The organism is Tamlana crocina (genome assembly GCF_012037625.1).
This window is the reverse complement of record NZ_JAAVJS010000538.1, coordinates 1-351: the sequence shown is the minus strand read 5'-3', so window position 1 is coordinate 351 and position 351 is coordinate 1. Positions and strand designations below refer to the sequence as shown.

Sequence of the window (351 nt, the reverse complement as noted above, 5' to 3'; positions counted from 1 at the left end):
AAATTCATGCATACTTGGCTTATGTTCTTCCGGAATTTCATTTTCAGAAAGCGCCTTAATGGATTTAATATTCCATTTACTGGCATAGCTGAATTTCACCCTAAGGAAAGGGATCTGAAAATGTCTGAAAAACATGGCACTTAACTCCTTGTACTTCTGAGCTACATTCTGCCCAAAATAGATACTCAGGGTGAATTCTGAAGATTTGATTCCTTTAAGGCTTTTCTGAATTAGATCATCAAATTCATCTGAAACGATCTTCACCAGGATGGGCTCCCGTAGGTCAACCAGGTTCCTCACAGTAGGAATTGCAAGATGTCCCCGTGCTTCAGCTAAAAGGGAGACGTAATA

General features: G+C 39.9%; 1 protein-coding gene. It reads right to left on the bottom strand.

Going from position 1 to position 351, the window contains the following annotated elements:
- Positions 1 to 351, bottom strand: a 351-nt coding sequence (locus tag HC176_RS17945; RefSeq protein ID WP_209309807.1) for a RimK-like ATPgrasp N-terminal domain-containing protein, incomplete at both ends; no start/stop codon positions are given.